The sequence below is a fragment of the Rodentibacter sp. JRC1 genome, assembly GCF_020521555.1.
In the GTDB taxonomy this organism is placed as follows: Bacteria; Pseudomonadota; Gammaproteobacteria; order Enterobacterales; family Pasteurellaceae; genus Rodentibacter; species Rodentibacter abscessus.
In genome coordinates this window covers 1,207,133-1,224,287 of sequence record NZ_BPWA01000001.1, presented here as the reverse complement: position 1 = coordinate 1,224,287, position 17,155 = coordinate 1,207,133, and the positions used below count along the sequence as shown (strand labels likewise).

General features: G+C 42.2%; 17 protein-coding genes. 8 read left to right on the top strand and 9 right to left on the bottom strand.

Going from position 1 to position 17,155, the window contains the following annotated elements:
* Positions 1 to 5: 5 nt before the first annotated feature.
* From HEMROJRC1_RS05585 to HEMROJRC1_RS05575, 3 genes are read right to left on the bottom strand one after another with little or no spacing between them, the layout of a single operon-like run.
* The gene (locus HEMROJRC1_RS05585; RefSeq protein ID WP_226692013.1) at positions 6 to 836 is read right to left on the bottom strand and encodes a virulence factor BrkB family protein; all 831 of its coding nucleotides are present in this window, start codon (positions 834 to 836) and stop codon (positions 6 to 8) included.
* Positions 833 to 1,306 carry a YchJ family protein gene (locus tag HEMROJRC1_RS05580; protein WP_226692012.1) on the bottom strand — a complete coding sequence of 158 codons (474 nt, stop codon included), beginning with the start codon at positions 1,304 to 1,306 and terminating at the stop codon, positions 833 to 835. The genes HEMROJRC1_RS05585 and HEMROJRC1_RS05580 overlap by 4 nt, the downstream gene beginning before the upstream one ends.
* Positions 1,299 to 1,967 carry an MOSC domain-containing protein gene (locus HEMROJRC1_RS05575; RefSeq protein WP_226692937.1) on the bottom strand — a complete coding sequence of 223 codons (669 nt, stop codon included), beginning with the start codon at positions 1,965 to 1,967 and terminating at the stop codon, positions 1,299 to 1,301. Before HEMROJRC1_RS05575 ends, HEMROJRC1_RS05580 begins: the two co-directional genes overlap by 8 nt.
* Positions 1,968 to 2,087: 120 nt before the next feature.
* On the opposite strand from HEMROJRC1_RS05575, the gene HEMROJRC1_RS05570 reads away from it, so the two are divergent.
* The 4 genes from HEMROJRC1_RS05570 (at position 2,088) to recX (ending at position 6,238) form a co-directional block, all read left to right on the top strand.
* Positions 2,088 to 3,587, top strand: coding sequence for a helicase HerA-like C-terminal domain-containing protein (locus HEMROJRC1_RS05570; RefSeq protein ID WP_226692011.1), 1,500 nt, complete (start codon positions 2,088 to 2,090; stop codon positions 3,585 to 3,587).
* 45 nt (positions 3,588 to 3,632) lie between these two features.
* Positions 3,633 to 4,391: a uridine phosphorylase gene (gene udp, locus HEMROJRC1_RS05565; RefSeq protein ID WP_226692010.1), complete on the top strand. Its 759-nt coding sequence runs from the start codon at positions 3,633 to 3,635 to the stop codon at positions 4,389 to 4,391.
* 189 nt (positions 4,392 to 4,580) lie between these two features.
* On the top strand, positions 4,581 to 5,639 hold the full coding sequence (recA, locus tag HEMROJRC1_RS05560) for a recombinase RecA (RefSeq protein WP_226692009.1): 1,059 nt from the start codon (positions 4,581 to 4,583) through the stop codon (positions 5,637 to 5,639).
* A gap of 137 nt (positions 5,640 to 5,776) precedes the next feature.
* Positions 5,777 to 6,238: a recombination regulator RecX gene (gene recX / locus HEMROJRC1_RS05555; RefSeq protein WP_226692008.1), complete on the top strand. Its 462-nt coding sequence runs from the start codon at positions 5,777 to 5,779 to the stop codon at positions 6,236 to 6,238.
* 1 nt (position 6,239) lies between these two features.
* Here the strand turns inward: recX and crcB are convergent, their stop codons facing one another.
* The 6 genes from crcB to rpsL all read right to left on the bottom strand — a co-directional run bounded on the left by crcB (position 6,240) and on the right by rpsL (position 12,017).
* Positions 6,240 to 6,623 (bottom strand): fluoride efflux transporter CrcB, encoded by a 384-nt coding sequence (gene crcB / locus HEMROJRC1_RS05550; RefSeq protein WP_226692007.1) that lies wholly within the window; start codon positions 6,621 to 6,623, stop codon positions 6,240 to 6,242.
* Positions 6,623 to 7,441 (bottom strand): Cof-type HAD-IIB family hydrolase, encoded by an 819-nt coding sequence (locus tag HEMROJRC1_RS05545; protein ID WP_226692006.1) that lies wholly within the window; start codon positions 7,439 to 7,441, stop codon positions 6,623 to 6,625. The genes crcB and HEMROJRC1_RS05545 overlap by 1 nt, the downstream gene beginning before the upstream one ends.
* Positions 7,442 to 7,580: 139 nt before the next feature.
* Positions 7,581 to 8,765, bottom strand: coding sequence for an elongation factor Tu (gene tuf / locus HEMROJRC1_RS05540; RefSeq protein ID WP_226692005.1), 1,185 nt, complete (start codon positions 8,763 to 8,765; stop codon positions 7,581 to 7,583).
* A gap of 63 nt (positions 8,766 to 8,828) precedes the next feature.
* Positions 8,829 to 10,931, bottom strand: coding sequence for an elongation factor G (gene fusA / locus HEMROJRC1_RS05535; RefSeq protein ID WP_226692004.1), 2,103 nt, complete (start codon positions 10,929 to 10,931; stop codon positions 8,829 to 8,831).
* An 84-nt stretch (positions 10,932 to 11,015) separates the two neighbouring features.
* Positions 11,016 to 11,486 (bottom strand): 30S ribosomal protein S7, encoded by a 471-nt coding sequence (rpsG, locus tag HEMROJRC1_RS05530; protein ID WP_226692003.1) that lies wholly within the window; start codon positions 11,484 to 11,486, stop codon positions 11,016 to 11,018.
* 156 nt (positions 11,487 to 11,642) lie between these two features.
* Positions 11,643 to 12,017 carry a 30S ribosomal protein S12 gene (gene rpsL / locus HEMROJRC1_RS05525; protein WP_005543325.1) on the bottom strand — a complete coding sequence of 125 codons (375 nt, stop codon included), beginning with the start codon at positions 12,015 to 12,017 and terminating at the stop codon, positions 11,643 to 11,645.
* A gap of 262 nt (positions 12,018 to 12,279) precedes the next feature.
* Between rpsL and HEMROJRC1_RS05520 the strand changes: the two genes are divergently transcribed.
* The 4 genes from HEMROJRC1_RS05520 (at position 12,280) to HEMROJRC1_RS05505 (ending at position 17,149) form a co-directional block, all read left to right on the top strand.
* Positions 12,280 to 13,662, top strand: coding sequence for a chloride channel protein (locus HEMROJRC1_RS05520; RefSeq protein ID WP_226692002.1), 1,383 nt, complete (start codon positions 12,280 to 12,282; stop codon positions 13,660 to 13,662).
* A gap of 2 nt (positions 13,663 to 13,664) precedes the next feature.
* Positions 13,665 to 14,648 (top strand): tRNA dihydrouridine(20/20a) synthase DusA, encoded by a 984-nt coding sequence (dusA, locus tag HEMROJRC1_RS05515; protein ID WP_226692001.1) that lies wholly within the window; start codon positions 13,665 to 13,667, stop codon positions 14,646 to 14,648.
* A gap of 148 nt (positions 14,649 to 14,796) precedes the next feature.
* Complete coding sequence (yihA, locus tag HEMROJRC1_RS05510; RefSeq protein WP_226692000.1) at positions 14,797 to 15,414, top strand: ribosome biogenesis GTP-binding protein YihA/YsxC; 618 nt, start codon at positions 14,797 to 14,799, stop codon at positions 15,412 to 15,414.
* Between the two features lie 205 nt (positions 15,415 to 15,619).
* Positions 15,620 to 17,149 carry a YifB family Mg chelatase-like AAA ATPase gene (locus HEMROJRC1_RS05505; protein ID WP_226691999.1) on the top strand — a complete coding sequence of 510 codons (1,530 nt, stop codon included), beginning with the start codon at positions 15,620 to 15,622 and terminating at the stop codon, positions 17,147 to 17,149.
* Positions 17,150 to 17,155: the final 6 nt, after the last annotated feature.

Genomic DNA, 17,155 nt, shown 5'->3' with positions numbered 1-17,155 from the left:
CTTCCTTATTTGTTATCTGTTTTGATTTTTAGCTGTATTTTTTCCCGTTTCATTTCTGCCAATACTGCCGCTAATTGAGCGCCGAATAACACCACCGTCCAACTGAGTTGAATCCATAACAACATAATCGGCAAGGTTGCCATTGCACCATAAATCAGTTGGTAAGAGGGAAAAGTCGTGATATACCACGTAAAAGCTTGTTTTCCCAAGGTAAAAAATACCGCTGCAATTAACGCACCGGCAGCAGAATGTTTAATGCTCACTTTTTTATTCGGCACGACCGTATAAACCAAAGTGAAAATAAACCAAGTAGAAAGGAAAGGGACAAAACTCAGCAATTTTAATCCGAAAGAAAGGGTTTCCGATTGCTCAAACATTGTTTTTACATAAGCACTTGCCGCTATACTTGTGCCGATCAGAACAGGCCCAAGCGTTAAAATCAACCAGTAAATCGCAAAAGACGTAAAAATTGGGCGGGCTCCGGTATCCTGCCAAATGCCGTTAAGCGTGCGATCAATAGAATTAATCAACATTAATGCCACCGCAATCAGGCTAATAATTCCCACCGCGCTCATTTGCTTGGAATTATCTACAAATTCATCAATATATTGCCCTACAACATCACCGGCTGAGGGAGCAAAATTAGTGAAAATAAAGGCTTTCAGTTCCCCCGTAACCTCATTAAAGACCGGAAAGGCGGAAAAAATAGAAAACACCACCATAATGAGAGGCACGATAGCAAGCATTGTGCTATAAGTCAGTGAACCTGCCGCCTGTGTCAGTTTATTTTCATTAAAACGCAGCCAAAAGCGTTGTAAAAAGTCTAAAATCGTCATAACCACGCTCCACAACAGTGTTTAAATTTCTTACCGGAACCACACAAACAAGGCTGTTTCATTGGCGGCAACGGCACGGTTGGGTCGATAAAATACCAACGTCCATCAATTTTCACAAAAATTGACCGCTCTTGATGTGATTGTTCCCCCTCTTCCCCTTGAAAAACTGCATTAAATTCCACCGCACTTTGAATTTTGGTTAGGGTTTCCGTTTTGAGAATTTGTAAACCCAACCAATGGGTTGTTTCCGCCCATTCACTCAAAAGCGGAATATCCAGTAACGGCTGTTGAGTTGGTACTGTGGTTTCTACAATGTAAGAAATGTTTTTCAATACATAAGCCGAATAACGCGAACGCATAAGCTGCTCGGCGGTTTCAGGTAACGCTTGGTGTGAATGAAATACACCACAACAATCTTCATAATTTCGATCGGATTGGCAAGGGCAAAGTGCGGTTGTTTTATCAATCATTTTTGAGTTTAACTTTACTTAATTGAGAACGAAGCGAACGTTTGAAAGCCTCCGCTAATTCATTAATGGCAAGGGCCTGCTCAAGTTCTTCCACTGTCGGAGAGGCGGACAATAAACGATTTAACATTCTAATAGTAAATTGCGGATAAGGGCGACTTTGCAAAATTAATTCATCACCTTGCGTTATTTCCCCCTCTTCAATCACACGCACATACCACCCCGTCCAACCGGAAGAATAAACGACTTTCTGCGTTTCTTTATTGTTAGTATTCTTAGATAAACGTTCACAAGGTTTACGTGGTTGTGAAACTTCCAATAAGGTAGAACCGATTTTGAAACGATCACCTACACAAACGGAATCTTCATCAAAACCGGAAACCACAAAATTTTCACCATATACGGCGACACCGGTGTAAGAAAAATCTTCGTCCAACAAATAATTCAATGCAGAAAATGATACGTTCGACATAAAAAATAATGCTTTATCCACACCGCCATGATGTTTTTTTAAACCGACATCATTTCCTTCCGCACCAAGCATATGGATTTTTGCCGATGCCACCGGTTGTTTGCGAATAGCACTTTCATAGGTTATGCCATCATCAAATGTGATTTGTTCAACCAGCCCGATTTTAATCACTAAAACTTCCGCTTTTGACATAGTTTTTCTCTTCTTCATAAAAACACGCAAAATTATACCGTAAAATCACTTAAATTTTGACCGCACTTTATTTTTTCCTTATCATTTCACCAATAAACATCACAATGCAAAGGAACATTTATGCAATATGATCTTGCCCGCACAGAACGAGGAGAAATCCTTGGTATTACCGCCAAAATGGCAAATCGCCACGGATTGATCGCCGGCGCGACAGGCACAGGAAAAACCGTTACCCTACGAAAAATAGCAGAAGCTTTTAGCGATGACGGCGTACCTGTTTTTTTAGTAGATGTAAAAGGTGATCTTTCCGGTTTGGTTAAACAAGGGCAATTTAGCGGCAAAATTGCAGAACGCATTGAACAATTTGAATTAGGCAATGAAAGCTACCTGAATAATTATCCCGTTTCCTTCTGGGATGTGTTCGGCGAAACAGGTATTCCGTTACGCACAACCATTTCTGAAATGGGGCCTCTGTTACTCTCTCGTTTATTAAATTTAAATGCAACTCAAGAGGGGTTGTTAAATTTGGTTTTCCGCGTAGCTGACGATAAAGGTCTTTTACTAATCGATCTGAAAGATCTTCGTGCAATACTAAAATACGTGGCGGAAAATGCCAAAACTTTCCAAGTGGAATACGGCAATGTATCAGCGGCGAGCGTAGGAGCCATTCAGCGTGCGCTACTTATCCTTGAAAATGAAGGCGCAACCAATTTATTCGGTGAACCTGCACTTAATCTTGAAGATTGGTTACAAACTCGTGATGGGCGAGGTGTAATTAATGTACTGAATTCGGAAAAATTAATTAACTCTCCAAGAATGTATAGTGCATTTTTGTTATGGCTAATGTCTGAACTTTTTGAACAATTGCCTGAAGTAGGCGATCCGGATAAACCTAAATTTGTGATGTTCTTTGATGAAGCCCATTTATTATTTGACGGTGCGCCGACAGTATTAGTCGAAAAAGTGGAACAAGTTGTACGCTTAATTCGTTCTAAAGGGGTAGGTATTTATTTCGTTACGCAGAATCCATTGGACTTACCGGATACGGTTTTAGGGCAATTAGGTAATCGTGTACAACACGCCCTACGCGCTTTCACGCCACGTGATCAAAAAGCGGTAAAATCAGCAGCAGAAACCTTTAGATCCAATCCAAACGTAAATGTTGTGGAAAATATTTCCACCCTTGGTGTAGGACAGGCGTTGGTTTCATTCCTCGACGAAAAAGGAATGCCGACACCGGTGGAAATCGCTTATATTTATCCGCCGAAAAGCCAACTTACCCCGCTTAGCACGGAAGAACGCACGGCATGGGTGAAAGATGATGATCTTTATTCGTTCTATAAAGATTACGTAGATAACGAATCCGCCTTTGAAATATTAAATAGCCAAGCAGATCTTGCTGCGGTTCAACAAAAACAAGCGGAGCAGGCGCAAGAAGAACAAGAAAACGGTATTTTAGGTAGCCTCAGTCGTATGCTCTTCGGAACAAAAAAACGGGGCGAAAAACTCAGCCCGACCGAACAAATCGTTAATAGCGTAGCAAAATCCGTCGGACGTAATATCCGCAATGAAGTAACCAAACAAATCATGCGCAGTGTTTTAGGCGTATTAAAGAAATAACAAAAAAGTGCGGTCATTTTTACCGCTATTTATAAGGAGAAAACTATGTCAGATGTCTTTCACTTAAACTTAACGAAAGCCCAATTAAAAGGTGCGACTCTCGCTATAATTCCCGGTGATCCGGCACGTACCGAGCGTATCGCCAAACATTTGGAGAACCCGGAATTTCTCACCAGTACCCGAGAATTTACTTCTTGGCTTGGCTATCTGAACGGTCAGCCTCTTGTGGTTTGTTCTACCGGTATTGGCGGCCCTTCAACCTCCATTTGCGTGGAAGAATTAGCACAACTTGGCGTGCGTACATTCTTACGTATCGGTACAACCGGAGCAATTCAACCGCATATTAATGTAGGCGACATCCTAGTCACCACAGGAGCGGTGCGTTTAGACGGAGCAAGCTTACATTTCGCCCCTCTAGAATACCCTGCCGTGGCAGATTTTGAATGTGTCACCGCATTATTCAATGCTGCAAAAGAAAAAGGTATTAAACCTTTGGTAGGTATTACCGCCTCATCAGACACCTTCTATCCGGGTCAAGAACGTTACGACACCTACAGCGGCAAGGTTTATCGCGCTTATCAAGGTTCACTCAAACAATGGCAAGACCTCAATGTAATGAACTATGAAATGGAGGCGGCAACACTATTTACTATGTGTAATGCCTTGGGACTACGGGGAGGAATGGTTGCGGGCGCAATCGTAAACCGCACCCAACAAGAAATCCCAAATGAGGCAACAATCAAAGACACTGAAGAAAAAGCAATTTCAGTGGTGGTTGAAGCCGCAAGAAAATTATTGGCTTAACAAGTAAGGCGTTTTTGAAAAATCAAAAACGCCTTTTAGTTAAAAGTATAATTTCTGTATTTTCGCCTTTTCCTCTTCTATGTTTACGATCAGATTCACATTTTTATCACAAAGATAAAAATTCACTTGATACTGTATATCAATACAGATACAATCTACAAAAATTTGACAACGCAAAAAGGTTAAAAAATGGCAACTCAAGAAGAAAAACAAAAAGCACTTGCTGCGGCATTAGGGCAAATTGAAAAACAATTCGGTAAAGGCTCGATCATGAAATTGGGGGACACCAAAACACTTGATGTTGAATCAATCTCAACAGGATCAATCGGTTTGGATGTTGCATTAGGTATCGGCGGTTTACCAATGGGGCGTATCGTTGAGATTTTTGGACCGGAGTCTTCCGGTAAAACCACACTAACCCTCTCCGTTATCGCTCAAGCACAAAAAGCAGGCAAAACCTGTGCCTTTATTGATGCCGAGCACGCTCTTGATCCTATTTATGCGGCGAAACTTGGGGTTGATGTAAAGGAATTGCTGGTTTCTCAGCCGGACAATGGTGAACAGGCGCTTGAAATCTGTGATGCTCTTGTTCGCTCCGGTGCGGTTGATGTAGTTATTGTGGACTCTGTCGCCGCACTTACACCAAAAGCGGAAATTGAAGGAGATATGGGAGATTCCCATATGGGTTTACAAGCCCGCTTAATGTCTCAAGCGTTACGTAAATTAACCGGTCAAATTAAAAATGCTAACTGTTTGGTTATCTTTATCAACCAAATCCGTATGAAAATCGGGGTAATGTTCGGTAATCCTGAAACAACGACCGGCGGTAATGCGCTTAAATTCTACTCTTCCGTTCGCTTAGACATTCGTCGCACCGGCTCTGTAAAAGATGGTGATGAAATTATCGGTAATGAAACAAAAGTAAAAGTAGTAAAAAACAAACTTGCCGCGCCATTCCGCCAAGTAGACTTCCAAATTCTTTATGGGGAAGGAATTTCAAAAGCCGGTGAATTGATTGAACTCGGTGTAAAACATAAACTCGTCGATAAATCAGGTGCTTGGTATGCCTATAATGGTGAGAAAATTGGTCAAGGTAAAGCCAATGCAATGAAATGGCTACACGAAAATCCGGAAAAAGCGGGAGAGCTAGAATCTAAACTCCGCGCCGAATTAGTTGCGAACCCTGAACAATCACTTATGGCGGATATTGAACAAGCCGAACAGGATTCTTCAGAAGAATTAGAATAGTCTTTAACCTTGATCAAGTGCGGTCAAATTTCTCATTATTATGTAGCAGTTGCACAAATATTGTTAAATAACGATTTTGTAGCAACTGTGTCTAACATAATTGTGAAATTTCTCGTTAAATTTTGACCGCACTTTTTATGGAAAAAACAATGGCTTTAAATTATGTCATAAATTTACTGGCACGCCGCGAATACAGTGAATTTGAACTCCGCAATAAAATGCAGGAAAAAAACTTTTCCGAAGAAGAGATCGAAAACGTATTAGCTTATTGTCAGCAAAAAAACTGGCAAAATGATAAACGTTTCGCAGAAAACTATATTAACGCCCGTTCCCAACGAGGATATGGCATTAATCGAATTAGACAAGAACTTCACCAATTAAAAGGTATAACAACAGATGTTATTGAAGAAACCCTTTCTGAAACGAATGTAGATTGGGAATCTGTTGTTCTTACGACATTAAGAAAAAAATTTCCGAATTATACCGAAAAGCAAACACTAAAAAATAAGCAAAAAATTTGGCAATATATGCTTTCTCATGGTTTTTCCGGTGAAGAATTTTCCGACTTTATCGGTTCTGCTCCGGAAGATAATTTTTAGCCTAGAATTTAATGAATAGTTTGCACAATAAAATCCCCAAAATAGTACAAATCAATCCTCCAAATAAATGAACAAAAATGACGGTAATACCGTTAAACCATTTCTCAGACATAAGTTGTTCAATCACTTCACCGGAAAAAGAGGAAAAAGTCGTAAGCGACCCGAGAAATCCGGTAACAATAAATAATTTCCACAGTGTACTGACTTGTGGATATTGCCAAAATATAGCAATAACTATCCCCATCAAAAAACATCCAATCAGATTAGCCAGCAATGTGCCAAATGCGATGGAAGAAAAGAAAGGATTAAGCCATTGACTTAATCCCCAGCGGCCTAATGCGCCAAGGATTGCCCCACTCCCCACACATAATAATGATTGCCACATTATTTTATTCCAAAAATGTCTCTAAGATATTGTGCGACAGCTTCATCTTTATTTGAGCCAATTTGTTCAAGCGATGGGCAGGCCTGCTTTAAACGAATATCAGCATTCTCCATTATGCAACCTTTTCCCACATTCGTTAACATTTCCACATCATTCATTCCATCTCCGAAAGCAATACAATCTTCTAAATTATAATCTCGTTGAGCTAACACATATTTTAAAGCGCTACCTTTAGAAACATCTTTATTCATAACCTCTAAACACGTTAATGCGGAATAAACTATCGTTGTTCTATCACCAAAATGTTCACGTAAATATCGCTCAACACCCACTAAATCTTCCGGTGTTTTACCAATAAAGAAGAGTTTTTCTACTGCACGCGCATGATGCTGAGAAAAATCAACCACTTCATACATAAAATTGGAGTCTTGATGAAATTTTTTTAGAACCGGTACATCCCTATTAATAAACCAGCCTTCATCATGGTAAGCATTTAAACAAACTCTATCATCATCGAAGGGGGTTTTATACAATTCAAATACAACATCTTCCGGTAAACTATTACTATAAATAAGATTTCCCTCAAGGTCTCTAGCTCTTGCCCCGTTTGATGTGATCATTACCGCACGTTCCGCACCTATTTTTCCAAGAATAGAAGAAACGTCTGTGTGATTCCTTCCTGTTGCAAGAATAATGTCAGTTCCCTGCTGCTCTAACTTATTTAAAGTATCAATAGTAAAGTCACCAATCATGTGGTTGGTATTTAATAAAGTACCGTCAAGATCCGAGACAACTGCTCGAAAGGGTTGTTTTAACATAGAAAATCCTCTGAAACATTTCTATTCCATAAAAATGACCGCACTTTTTGATTAAACTTCAAGCACTAGTCATTATCAAATAGACAAAAGGCAGATCTCCCGACCTGCCTTCTTATTCAATCTTTAATCATCAAATTCATTATTTGATAATTTTCGCTACTACGCCCGCACCTACTGTACGACCACCTTCACGAATCGCAAAACGTAAACCTTGGTCCATCGCAATCGGGTGAATCAAGCTTACCGTCATTTTGATGTTATCTCCAGGCATTACCATTTCAACACCTTCCGGTAACTCAATTGTACCCGTTACGTCTGTCGTACGGAAATAGAATTGTGGACGGTAACCTTTGAAGAACGGAGTATGACGACCACCTTCATCTTTCGATAATACGTACACTTCTGATTCGAAGTCTGTGTGTGGGGTGATTGAACCCGGTTTCGCTAATACTTGACCACGTTCGATTTCTTCACGTTTCGTACCACGTAATAATGCACCGATGTTTTCACCCGCACGACCTTCGTCAAGTAATTTACGGAACATTTCTACACCCGTTACGGTTGTTTTCGCTGTCTCTTTGATACCAACGATTTCAACTTCATCACCCGTACGGATAATTCCACGCTCTACACGACCCGTTACTACTGTTCCACGACCTGAAATTGAGAATACGTCTTCAATCGGAAGAAGGAACGGTTGGTCAATCGCACGCTCAGGCTCCGGAATGTAAGTGTCTAAGTGGTTTGCTAATTCTAGGATTTTTTCTTCCCACGCTGCATCGCCTTCTAATGCTTTTAAGGCTGAACCGCGTACGATTGGTGTGTCATCACCCGGGAAGTCATATTGAGAAAGAAGTTCACGTACTTCCATCTCTACTAATTCTAATAATTCTTCATCATCTACCATATCGCATTTGTTTAAGAATACGATGATGTAAGGTACACCTACTTGGCGACCTAATAAGATGTGTTCACGGGTTTGTGGCATTGGACCGTCTGTTGCCGCTACGACTAGAATCGCACCATCCATTTGTGCCGCACCGGTAATCATGTTTTTTACATAGTCGGCGTGTCCCGGACAGTCTACGTGTGCGTAGTGACGGGTCGGGGTATCGTATTCAACGTGTGAGGTGTTGATGGTGATACCACGCGCTTTTTCTTCCGGCGCGTTATCAATTTGGTCAAATGCGCGAGCCGCTCCACCGTAGTGTTTTGCTAATACGGTTGTGATCGCTGCTGTTAAAGTTGTTTTACCGTGGTCAACGTGGCCGATTGTACCCACGTTTACGTGCGGTTTTGTACGTTCAAATTTTTCTTTAGACATTGCTAATATTTCCTAAAAGTGCGGTATAAAACAAAGTTATTTTACACCGCTGGTTTACAAAAATTATTTTTTACGCGCTTCAATTACTGCAGCCGCAACACTTGTCGGAGCTTCAGCATATTTTAACGGTTCCATTGAGTATGATGCACGACCTTGAGTTTGTGAACGTAAGTCCGTTGCATAACCGAACATTTCAGAAAGAGGAACTTCTGCGTCAATTTTAACAACGAATTCATTCGCTTCTTGACCGTTAACCATAGCACGACGACGGCTTAAATCACCAATAACATCACCCACATACTCAGGTGGAGTTTCAACTTCCACTTTCATGATCGGCTCAAGTAGGACTGGGTTTGCTTTTGCGAACGCTGCTTTAAATGCTAAAGAAGCTGCAAGTTTAAACGCCAATTCAGATGAGTCTACATCATGGTATGAACCGAAGTGTAAACGAACACCAAGATCAACTACCGGATAACCTGCTAATGGACCTGATTTAAGTTGTTCTTGAATACCTTTATCAACGGCAGGAATATATTCACCGGGAATCACACCACCTTTGATTTCATTCACGAACTCATAACCCGGACCTTCCGGCTCTAATGGGTACAAGTCAATAACAACGTGACCGTATTGACCGCGACCACCGGATTGTTTAGCGTGTTTACCTTCAACATCGTTAACACGAGTACGGATTGTTTCACGGTAAGATACTTGCGGTTTACCGATATTCGCTTCTACTTTGAACTCACGCTTCATACGGTCAACGATGATATCCAAGTGCAATTCACCCATACCGGAAATAATTGTCTCACCGGATTCTTCATCAGTATGAACACGGAATGAAGGGTCTTCCTGCGCCAAGCGACCTAACGCAATACCCATTTTCTCTTGGTCTGCTTTTGTCTTAGGTTCTACCGCAACAGAAATTACAGGCTCAGGGAACTCCATACGTTCAAGGATGATTGGAGCTTCAATCGCACACAATGTATCACCGGTGGTAACATCTTTTAAGCCGATTGCCGCCGCAATATCACCGGCGCGAACTTCTTTAATTTCTTCACGTTTATTCGCATGCATTTGAACAATACGACCAAAACGTTCACGTTTTTGACGCACAGAGTTCAACACGGTATCACCTGAGTTAATGACACCTGAGTACACACGGAAGAAGGTCAAGTTACCTACAAACGGGTCTGTTGCGATTTTGAATGCGAGTGAAGAGAACGGTTCATCATCACTTGCATGACGCTCACCTTCGGTTTCATCCGGGTTAATCCCTTTAATTGCCGGAATATCAGTTGGCGCAGGCAAGTATTCAACAACCGCATCAAGCATCGCTTGAACACCTTTGTTTTTGAATGCAGAACCACAGGTTACTAAGATAATTTCATTCGCTAATACACGTTGGCGAAGACCGAGTTTGATCTCTTCTTCAGTTAAATCTTCACCGCCGAGGTATTTTTCCATCAATTCTTCTGATGCTTCAGCCGCTGCATCAACTAGGTTTTGACGCCATTCTTCACAGTCTGCGACCATATCGGCAGGAATATCTTCATAAGTGAAGGTCATACCTTGATCGGCTTCGTTCCAGTTGATTGCTTTCATTTTGATCAAGTCAACTACGCCGGTGAAATTATCTTCTGCACCGATTGGAAGTTGAAGAGGAACGGCATTCGCTCCTAAACGGGTTTTTAACTGTTCAACAACACGTAAGAAATTCGCACCGGTACGGTCCATTTTATTAACGAACGCGATACGTGGAACTTCATATTTGTTAGCTTGACGCCATACTGTTTCTGATTGAGGCTGAACACCACCCACCGCACAGTAAACCATTACCGCACCATCAAGAACACGCATAGAACGTTCTACTTCAACAGTAAAGTCCACGTGTCCCGGAGTATCGATAACGTTAATACGATGTTGTGGGAATTGCTGTGACATACCAGACCAGAAAGCAGTCGTTGCCGCAGAGGTAATAGTGATACCGCGCTCTTGCTCTTGTTCCATCCAGTCCATTGTTGCCGCACCATCGTGTACTTCACCGATTTTGTGGCTCACACCTGTATAGAATAAGATACGTTCAGTAGTAGTTGTTTTACCCGCATCAATGTGCGCACTAATACCGATATTGCGATATCTTTCAATAGGAGTTGTACGTGCCATTATTATAACCTTGTTTAGTTTAATATATATTTATATAAGGGTAAGGCTTCATCAATGATGAAGCCCTTTAAATTCAAAAGCTTATTACCAACGGTAGTGAGCAAATGCTTTATTGGCTTCAGCCATACGGTGAACATCTTCACGTTTTTTCACTGCTGCGCCTTTGTTATCGGATGCATCCGACAATTCATTTGCAAGACGTAAAGCCATTGATTTGTCACCGCGTTTACGTGCAGCTTCAACAATCCAACGCATACCTAATGCGTTACGACGAACCGGACGTACTTCAACCGGTACTTGGTAAGTAGAACCACCAACACGACGGGATTTAACCTCAACGGTCGGACGCACATTTTCAAGTGCCGCTTCAAATGCTTCTAAAGGTTCTTTACCGGTACGTTGAGATAAAGTTTCTAACGCACCGTAAACGATTGATTCGGCAACGGATTTTTTACCGTCTACCATGATTACATTAATAAATTTTGCAAGTAATTCTGAACCGAATTTCGGATCTGGAAGAATCTTGCGTGGTTCAACACTACGACGACGTGGCATTGCGATTTCTCCGTATTTTAATCTTCAGGATATCCAAAACCCATCAGCAATATTTCTCATTGAGAAACTTTGCAGCGCAAAGCGCTTTTTTACTGGAGTTTATGGTTTAAATTGTTTTGCTAATTTAGACGTTTGGCCTTACTTAACGGAGAACCATTAAGCTTTAGGACGTTTAACGCCGTATTTAGAACGACCTTGTTTACGATCTTTAACGCCTGCACAGTCTAATGCGCCGCGTACTGTGTGGTAACGCACACCCGGTAAGTCTTTAACACGACCACCACGGATTAATACAACACTGTGCTCTTGAAGGTTGTGACCTTCACCACCGATATAAGAAGTTACTTCAAAACCGTTAGTTAAGCGAATACGACATACTTTACGTAACGCTGAGTTAGGTTTTTTAGGAGTTGTAGTATATACACGAGTACATACACCACGTTTCTGCGGGCAAGCCTCTAATGCAGGAACGTTGCTTTTTACAACCTTTTTCACACGCGGTTTGCGTACTAGCTGGTTGATAGTTGCCATTAAAAAAGCTCCAGTTTAAATGTTATTCAATAATAGAATGTTGTTCAAAAAATCTACTTCCATACAGAAATAGACGGCGAATTTTAATCGCTATACGCACACTTGTCAATAAGTAAACAAAGAGTCGGATCCCAATAAAGATCCGCTTAGATCAAAAAAGTGCGGTCAAAAATAAACAATTTTTCAAAGGATTAACCTTCTCCGATTGCCCAATGACTTAAGCCGATTTATAATTTCGCAAAAACCGAAAACCATCATATCAATGCTACGAACAATCCGCATCCGCACACAATACTTCTATCACAAAAAACTCCGCCAAACACACCGGATTTCACGTAAAACTTTGGAATTTGCCTGTCTTATTATCGGAGCTACGCTTGTGGCGGTTTTTTCGCTCGGTTTTGCAAAACTGGCGGATATAGGATTAGAACTCAACGCCTCTTGGTCAACCCGATATCCCCTTGCCGTTTGGTTTGCACTCCCCATCGGACTAGCCTTACTCACTTGGTTCACCACAAAATTTACGCCTTATGTAAGCGGCAGCGGTATCCCGCAAGTGATTGCATCCATCAATCTCCCGCACAGTAATTACAAAACCAAACTGCTGGCTTTCGGGCAAACCCTGTGGAAAATTCCACTGACTTTTTTAGCCATGCTTATAGGAGCTTCCGTTGGACGTGAAGGCCCCTCCGTGCAAGTTGGAGCGGCAGTGATGCTTGCGTGGGGAAATTTCTGCCGAAAATATAATTTTGCTTTTAAAGGATTAAGCACGAACGAACTTATGGCGACAGGTGCTGCCGGAGGGTTGGCTGCGGCTTTTAACGCACCATTGGCAGGTGTTATCTTTGCTATTGAAGAACTCGGTCGCGGTGTTGTGCTACGTTGGGAACGCCGAGTATTAATGGGTGTATTGGCTGCAGGCTTTATTTTGGTTGCAATTGAAGGCAATAGCCCTTACTTTCCCACCTATAAAGGCGCAACGGATGTTCCCCATCTTTATTCGTGGCTTATCGTTTGCGGTATTACTTGCGGGATTCTCGGCGGTATTTTTGGACGCCTATTGGCCAAAGGCATTGCCGCTATCTCCCCTGAAAAATGGCGCGGATGGCTTCGCCGCCACCCTATTTATGTCGCCTTATTGCTCGGATTATTCCTTGCAGCCGTAGGAACTTACAGCAAAGGGCAAACTTACGGCACGGGTTATGATGTGGTCGCACGGGCATTAGAAGGGCAACTTATTGATCCTGAAATCGGTATCCTAAAACTTTTCACTACCGTCGCAACGTATTGGAACGGTATTGCAGGCGGTATTTTCACCCCCTCCCTCACCACCGGAGCCGGCATCGGCACAATGTTATGGGAACTCAGCAACGGCGCGGTTGATCAACGTTTCCTTGTCATTTTATGTATGGCGGCATTTTTAGCGGGCGGCACACAATCACCGGTAACAGCCAGTGTCGTTGTGATGGAAATGACAGGGGCGCAGCCTATGCTCATTTGGCTCTTGATTTCCAGTATTATTGCCGCCATAATCTCGCGCCAATTTAACCCTAAACCCTTTTATCACTTCGCGGCGGGACGTTTTCGTCAGCGTATGCAAGAACTTCAAGCACAAGATCTCAACCGCGATAAACAAGAGAAATAAAAATGCCTCAAAATCAACCGCACTTTTATCGCGGACGTTTTTCCGTTGCTCCGATGCTCGATTGGACGACTCGCCATTGTCGTTATTTTCACCGCCAATTTTCTAAGTACGCCTTACTCTACACAGAAATGGTGACGTCTCCTGCGATTATTCACGCCAAATACGATCATTTAGATTTTGACTCTCGTGAAAACCCCGTCGCATTACAATTAGGCGGAAGCGCTCCCGATCAGCTAAAGCATTGTGCGAAGTTAGCGGAAGAACGCGGCTACCACGAAATCAATTTGAATGTCGGCTGTCCTTCTGATCGCGTACAAAACGGAATGTTCGGTGCTTGCTTAATGGCAAAGGTGAATCTGGTGGCGGAATGTATCGCACAAATGCAAAGTGCGGTGAACATTCCCGTTACGGTGAAAACACGCATCGGTATTGATAATCTGGATAGCTACGAATTTTTATGCGATTTTATCGAAAAAGTACAAAATAAAGGCTGCAACGAATTTATTATACACGCCCGTAAAGCTTGGCTTTCCGGCTTAAGCCCAAAAGAAAATCGCGAAATTCCCCCTCTTGATTATGAACGAGTCTATCAATTAAAGCGTGATTTTCCTCATCTAAAAATTGCGATAAACGGTGGCATTAAAACCGTAGAAGAAATGAAACGGCATTTACAATTTATCGATGGTGTAATGGTCGGTCGTGAAGCCTATCAAAACCCAAGTTTACTCGGCACAATCGACAACGCACTCTTTGATGAAAATGCTCCCATTGTTACACCACGAGAAGCCGTGCTTGCTATGTTACCTTACATTGAGCAACAACTTAGCCAAGGGGTATACTTGAACCATATCGCCCGCCATATGCTGGGTGCTTTCCAAAACCGTAAAGGCGCACGCCAATGGCGCCGTTATTTAAGTGAAAACGCCTTCAAACAAGGGGCGGGCGTTGAAGTGGTTGAAACCGCACTAAGTTTTGTCGAAGATTAAAACTCAAACAAAAAGATACTGAACCTCATAAATATTAAGTGCGGTCAAAAACAACCGCACTTTTTGTCTTCATTTCGAACAAAGCCTAATCTATGGTATGCTACCCGCCGATTTATTGAGCCTTAATGCACAATTCACAGGAATTTTTATGTCTGAAGTAAAACTGAATTATCACAAAACCCACTTCTTAACCAGCGCTCCTAATATCCGTGCAATTCCGCAAGACACGGGAATTGAAATCGCCTTTGCCGGTCGCTCGAATGCGGGAAAATCCACCGCACTCAATGCTCTGACGAACCAAAAAAACCTTGCACGAACCTCGAAAACGCCGGGTCGCACGCAGCTTATCAATTTATTTGAAGTCGAACCTAACTGCAAATTAGTAGATTTACCGGGCTATGGCTATGCAGCGGTACCGGAACAAATGAAAATCCAATGGCAGAAATCCTTGGGAGAATATTTGCAAAAACGTGAATGTTTAGCGGGGTTAGTGGTGTTAATGGATATTCGTCATCCATTAAAAGATCTCGATCAGCAAATGATTGAGTGGGCGGTTTCAGCGGATTTGCCGATACTTTTACTGCTTACCAAAGCGGATAAATTAAGTCAAAGCGCCCGTAGCAAACAAGTGAAAATGGTGCGTGAAGCCATTCTTCCGTTCCAAGGCGATATTCAAGTGGAAGCCTTTTCCGCACAAAATAAAATTGGTATTGATAAACTCTCCGCTAAATTAGACGATTGGTTTTCACCGATTTTTACCGAGTAAAATGAAAATTTTGCGATCCGGATCGTAAAAACAGCCTGTGATAAATGATTTCATCGCAGGCTTTTTTTATAGTGCAAAAAATCCGTTAAATACAACCGCACCTAATCTTGCAACAAAATAATTAACGGGTATATGGCATACGCCTACCCGCATTTCAAGACGATTCGTGCCGTTTCCTACAGATTTTACGCATTTAAGGAATCTTATGTCTCTCTCCATTGTTTACAGCCGCGCCTCTATGGGAGTTCAAGCCCCTCTCGTAACCATTGAAGTTCATTTAAGTAATGGCAAACCGGGCTTTACCCTTGTCGGATTGCCGGAAAAAACCGTAAAAGAAGCCCAAGATCGTGTCCGTAGCGCATTGATGAATGCACAATTCAAATATCCGGCAAAACGTATTACCGTCAATCTTGCACCGGCAGATTTACCAAAAGAAGGCGGGCGTTTTGATCTCCCTATTGCAATCGGCATTCTTGCGGCATCGGATCAACTTGACGGCTCCCGTTTAAAGCAATTTGAGTTTGTCGGTGAACTCGCCTTAACCGGCCATTTACGTGGCGTACACGGCGTAATTCCTGCCATTATCGCTGCACAAAAATCCAAACGAGAGCTTATCATCGCAAAACAAAATGCCAATGAAGCCTCCTTAGTTTCCGAACAAAACACCTATTTTGCACAAACACTTTTAGATGTGGTGCAATTTCTTAATAATCAGGAAAAATTACCCCTTGCTTCAGAATTAACGGATGAAAGTGCGGTCAATTTTCCCCGTAAAAATCCGTTGGATTTAACGGATATTATCGGACAACAACACGCGAAACGCGCGCTCACTATTGCGGCGGCCGGTCAACACAATTTATTATTTCTCGGTCCTCCGGGAACCGGTAAAACAATGCTTGCCAGCCGATTAACCGCACTTTTACCCGAAATGACCGATCAAGAAGCGATTGAAACGGCTTCCGTTACAAGCCTTGTACAAAATGAACTGAATTTTCACAACTGGAAACAACGTCCATTTCGCGCACCACACCATAGCGCCTCTTTACCGGCATTAGTGGGCGGTGGCACGATTCCTAAACCGGGAGAAATTTCCTTAGCACATAATGGCGTGCTTTTTTTAGACGAATTGCCGGAATTTGAACGCAAAGTGCTTGATGCCCTAAGGCAACCGCTGGAAAGCGGTGAAATTATTATTTCACGAGCGAATGCCAAGATTCAATTTCCGGCACGTTTTCAATTAGTTGCAGCAATGAATCCCAGCCCTACCGGACATTACACCGGCACGCACAATCGAACTTCACCACAACAAATAATGCGATATTTAAATCGCCTTTCAGGGCCATTCTTAGATCGTTTCGATTTATCTATTGAAGTCCCGCTATTACCACAAGGCAGCCTACAACATAACGGAGATCGTGGAGAAACCAGCACTCAAGTGAGAGAAAAAGTATTAAAAGTACGGGAAATTCAATTGGCAAGAGCCGGAAAAATTAACGCTTACTTAACCGGTAAAGAAATTGAACGTGATTGTAAACTAAATGAAAAAGAAGCCCTTTTTTTAGAAAATGCGTTGAACAAATTAGGACTTTCCGTTCGTGCCTATCACAGAATTTTAAAAGTCTCACGAACGATCGCCGATCTCAACGGAGAAAAACAAATTACCCAAGCACATTTGGCGGAAGCATTAGGATATCGGGCAATGGATAGATTATTACAAAAACTGGGGAATATGTGACCGCAC